1 protein-coding gene is annotated in these 251 nt (G+C 46.6%); it reads left to right on the top strand.

Features of this window, described 5'->3' with window-relative positions; translation table 11 throughout:
• Positions 1-251, top strand: a 251-nt coding sequence (locus R0K30_RS22810) for an AAA family ATPase (protein ID WP_410613226.1), incomplete at both ends; no start/stop codon positions are given.

Genomic DNA, 251 nt, shown 5'->3' with positions numbered 1-251 from the left:
CTGATCGGTGAGCCGGGCGTCGGTAAAACGGCTATTGCAGAAGGCCTCGCGCTTAAAATCGCTGAGGGCGATGTGCCGAACAAATTGAAAAACAAAGAGCTTTACCTGCTTGACGTCGCTTCTCTCGTCGCCAATACAGGGATCAGAGGCCAGTTTGAAGAAAGAATGAAACAATTAATGAACGAATTAAAAGAACGGAAAAACGTTATCTTGTTCATTGATGAGATTCACCTTCTTGTAGGCGCCGGCTC

The organism is Bacillus sp. SIMBA_154, assembly GCF_046536015.1.
GTDB classification, from domain to species: Bacteria; Bacillota; Bacilli; order Bacillales; family Bacillaceae; genus Bacillus; species Bacillus pumilus_P.
This window is presented reverse-complemented; position numbering and strand designations above follow the sequence as displayed.